This window comes from Streptomyces olivochromogenes, assembly GCF_021538895.1.
GTDB classification, from domain to species: domain Bacteria; phylum Actinomycetota; class Actinomycetes; order Streptomycetales; family Streptomycetaceae; genus Streptomyces; species Streptomyces olivochromogenes_A.
On the sequence record NZ_JADDRL010000245.1, the window covers coordinates 1 to 3,695 of the forward strand.

General features: G+C 71.7%; 5 protein-coding genes. 1 reads left to right on the top strand and 4 read right to left on the bottom strand.

Annotated elements, in window-relative coordinates:
• Window positions 1-62: 62 nt before the first annotated feature.
• Both IPZ69_RS46530 and IPZ69_RS46535 read right to left on the bottom strand, forming a co-directional pair.
• A complete protein-coding gene (locus IPZ69_RS46530) occupies window positions 63-776 on the bottom strand; it encodes an NADPH-dependent F420 reductase (protein WP_268835900.1) in 714 nt (237 codons plus the stop codon).
• A 110-nt stretch (window positions 777-886) separates the two neighbouring features.
• The gene (locus IPZ69_RS46535; RefSeq protein ID WP_031172885.1) at window positions 887-1,099 is read right to left on the bottom strand and encodes an EF-hand domain-containing protein; all 213 of its coding nucleotides are present in this window, start codon (window positions 1,097-1,099) and stop codon (window positions 887-889) included.
• 183 nt (window positions 1,100-1,282) lie between these two features.
• Between IPZ69_RS46535 and IPZ69_RS46540 the strand changes: the two genes are divergently transcribed.
• On the top strand, window positions 1,283-1,960 hold the full coding sequence (locus IPZ69_RS46540) for a GNAT family N-acetyltransferase (RefSeq protein WP_235460984.1): 678 nt from the start codon (window positions 1,283-1,285) through the stop codon (window positions 1,958-1,960).
• On the opposite strand, the gene IPZ69_RS46545 is transcribed toward IPZ69_RS46540, so the two are convergent.
• Together IPZ69_RS46545 and IPZ69_RS46550 are read right to left on the bottom strand one after the other, a co-directional pair.
• Complete coding sequence (locus tag IPZ69_RS46545) at window positions 1,931-3,121, bottom strand: YVTN family beta-propeller repeat protein (protein WP_235460982.1); 1,191 nt, start codon at window positions 3,119-3,121, stop codon at window positions 1,931-1,933. The two genes, IPZ69_RS46540 and IPZ69_RS46545, sit on opposite strands and share 30 nt — an antisense overlap.
• Window positions 3,121-3,695: polysaccharide deacetylase family protein (locus tag IPZ69_RS46550; protein ID WP_235460983.1), on the bottom strand; the 575-nt coding region annotated here is incomplete at its 5' end. The genes IPZ69_RS46545 and IPZ69_RS46550, both read right to left, overlap by 1 nt.

The following is a 3,695-nucleotide window of genomic DNA, read 5'->3' on the forward strand; positions in this document are numbered from 1 at the left end:
ATCGGACTCCGGGGTGCGGGGCGGAACCGGCTCCAGGGCGCCGGGCCGCAGTCGGCGGAGCCCTACGCCGTGAAGTCCGCCGTCCGCTCCGGCGACGCCTCCGCCAGGGCCTTGGTGACGGCGGCGGTGCCCGCCTGCAGGCCGTACACCGGTGTGCCCGGCTGCTGGCGCCAGGAGTCGTCGATGCCGCCCGCGTCGACCGTGTCGAAGCCGAGTTCGTCGATCAGGTCGCGTACGACCCGCTTCGCCGCCGCGTCGTCGCCGGCCACCGGAAGGGCCATCCGGTCGGGTGCGCCGGCCGGGCGGGGGCGGTCCAGGAGGTCCTGGGCGTAGGTCCCGTTGAACGCCTTGATCACCGCGTGGCCGATGTGCCGCTCGGTCCAGCGGCTCTCGGTGAGCCCCTCGTCCTCGATCCCCGCGATCCGTCCGTCCCGCTGCTGGGGGTAGTAGTTTCCGGTGTCGATCACGGCGACGCCCTCGGCCGCGCCGTCCAGCAGACCGGCGGGAAGGTTCGGGACCGCCTTGAGCGGGACGGCCACCACGACGACCTCCGCGCCGCGCGCCGCCTCCTCGACCGGGACGGGCGTCGCGCCCGTCTCCGCGGCCAGCCCGGTGAGGGTGTGCGGCCCGCGCGAGTTGGCCACGGAGACGTCGTGGCCCAGTTCCCTGAGCCGCCGGGTCAGGTTGCCGCCGATGTTCCCCGCGCCGATGATGCCGATCTTCATGCCGGACCCTCCGGGAGTGGTGTGCGATCGCTGCGATTCATGTACACGCATGTTTTCTCTCGCGACGGCAACCCCGGAGGGCCGGTGACTATTCCGCCGACGGGCACGGCGAAGGGGGGCACCCGTCCGGGTACCCCCCTTTCCGTTCACGTCACGTCACGTCACTTGTTCAGGTACGCCCAGAACTCGTCGAACGACAGCACCTTGTCGCCGTTGAGGTCGCGGGTCTTGATGATGGCCGCCGCCACCGTCTCGGTGACGTTCCAGTCGCCCTCCTGAGCAAGGGCGGACTTGAACTCGGCAGCGGTGATGAAACCGTCGCCGTCCGCATCGATCCGCTGGAACTGCTTGCGTGCTTCCTCGATGTCCGCCACCGATCCGCCCCTTTTTGTCACGTTGTTCGGGTGATACTGGCCTACTGCCGCTGGTCAGAGTAGCCGCCCGCCCGAGCCGGGAGCGCAGCGACCACCCGGCCGAACCGCTCCTCGGCCTCGGGCGCCCGTCTGGGAGTCTGGGCCTTGTCGTGGGTGGAGACTCGAGGAGCGGGGTGCGTGGCCGTGGTTCAGAGCCTGCGGAACATTCTCGACGCGGCGGCGCGGGGCGTCTTCCCGCCGCCGGACGGCAAGGCGACGGTGGTTCCCCAGCACTCCCCCCGCGACGCCGGTGTCATCGCCTTCACCGCGCACTCGGTGGTGTTCACGGACGAGGACCCGCGGTGGGTGCGGCAGACACTGCGCTCGCTGCGCTGCGACGCACTCGCGGCGACGATGAACGCGCGGTTCCTGGCGGCCTTCATGGACCGCACGGGACGGACGACCGACACGATCGACGCCCTCCTGGTCGGCGCCCCACTGCCGGGCGAACCGCCGCTCGCGCTGGAGGAGATCACCGACCCCGGCCATTCCCGGGTCGCCTGTGCCAGGAGGCGGCGCGACGGGGTGCGCGCCTGGGCGGCGGAGGGCGGCGTGCTGGCGCTGGGCCGCGGGGTGGCCGGGCGGCTGGAGGTCTCGGTCGAGGTGGACGAGGACGTACGGCAGCAGGGGCTGGGGCGGCGCCTGGTGACGGCCGCCCGGCACCTCGCGGACGAACCCCTGTGGGCCCAGATCGCCCCGGGGAACGCCCGCAGCCTGCGGGCGTTCCAGGCGGCGGGCTACGTACCGGTCGGAGCGGAGGCGCTGCTCGCGACGCCCGAGGCCGAGCGGCCGTCAGCGGAAGATGCCGGTGTGGCCCAGTGAGTAGCGGCCCGGCTGCGGGTAGACGGCGAGGCCGTGCGGGCCGCTGCCCACCTTGATGCGGGCCAGCTGGGTGCCGGTGCCGGTGTCGATGGCGTACACCTCGGAGTTGTAGCGGCCGGACAGCCACAGGACCTTGCCGTCCGCCGAGACGCCGCCCATGTCGGGGCTGCCGCCGCCGGGCAGGTGCCACTTCTTCGTCAGCCGGTTGCGCGCGAAGTCGAAGATGGAGATCGTGCCCTCGCCCCGGTTGGAGATGTACATCTCGCGCGAGTCCCGACTGACGTACAGCCCGTGGCAGCCCTTGCCGGTGGCCAGGAAGTGGGGCCGGTCGAACTTGTCGCCGTCCAGGATCCACACGCCGTGGGCCATCATGTCGGCGATGTAGAACCGCTTCCCGTCGGGCGAGACCTTGACGTCCTGCGGCATGGCGCCGTGGAAGGGCAGCTTCTCCTGTCTGACGACCTTCATCCGCTCGGTGTCGACCTTCAGGAGCTCGCCGCTGAACTCGCAGGAGACGATGAAGTAGCGGCCGTCGAGCGAGAAGTCGGCGTGGTTGACGCCGTAGCAGCTGACCGGGACGGTCTTCACGCGCTTCATGGTGTGCGCGTCGCGGAAGACGAGCTGACGGTCGAGGGACGCCATGACGACGGCGTACTTGCCGTCGGGCGTGAAGTAGAGGTTGTACGGGTCGTGCACGTCGACCGGCTTGCCCACCCGGCCCGTCCTCGGGTCGATCGGGGTGAGGGTGTTGCCCCTGTCGTTGTTCACCCACAGGGTCTTCAGGTCCCAGGAGGGCACGACGTGCTGGGGCTGCCGGCCGACCGGGATCGTCTTGATGACCCGGTACGTCGCCGGGTCGATGACGGTGACGGTGTCGGAGTTGGTGTTCGGGACGTAGATCCGGGACGGGAAGTCCTTGACCACCGGCGAGAGATTGCCCGGGCGGTCGGCGGCGTAGACGTCCTTCGGGTCGAGCACGGGCGGCATGCCGGGCAGGCCGTCGACCCGCGGGACCTGCTTCTGCTGCGTCTTGACCGGCGCGGCACTGGCCAACGTCTCGGTCGCGCGGGGCTCGGAGCCGCTGTCGCAGGCGGACAGCAGGGTCAGGGCGGCGAGGGCGGCGCCGGCGGCCAGGACGCGGGCGGCGTGGGTGGGTTGCATCAGCTCAGCAGCTCCGTGGTGGTGACCGCGCGCAGTCCGCGCCGGTCGAGTTCGTCCAGTACGGCGGGGAGGGCGGCGACCGTGTCCGGGTAACCGAAGTGCAGGCTCACGACGGATCCGTTCCTTACCTCGGCCAGGACCGTTCGGGTGACGGCGTCGGCGCCGGGCCGGGTGTAATCGAGCGAGTCGACGTCGTACGACAGCACGTGCGGGTAGCCCGCGGCGCGGGCCAGCCGGGCAACGAGCGGGGTGGCCGTCGGGGCACGTGAGGGGCGGAACCAGGTGCCGATCGAGCCGGTGAGCCGCTTCAGCCGGTCCGCGCAGGCCGCGATCTCGGCGCGGGCGCCGTCCTCGGACAGGGCGTTGACGGCCACGTGCCGCTGAGTGTGGTTGCCCAGGTCGTGGCCGCCGTCGAGGATCCGGCGGGCCATCTGCGGGTGTTCGTCGAGCCAGCTGCCCACGGCGAGCACGGTGACCCGGGCGCCGTGCCGTTCGGCCTCGGTGAGCAGGGTGCGGGCCAGCGCGGGGTCGCCCTGGCCGTGGAAGGTGAGCGCGACGCGGGGGTGGTCGCGGG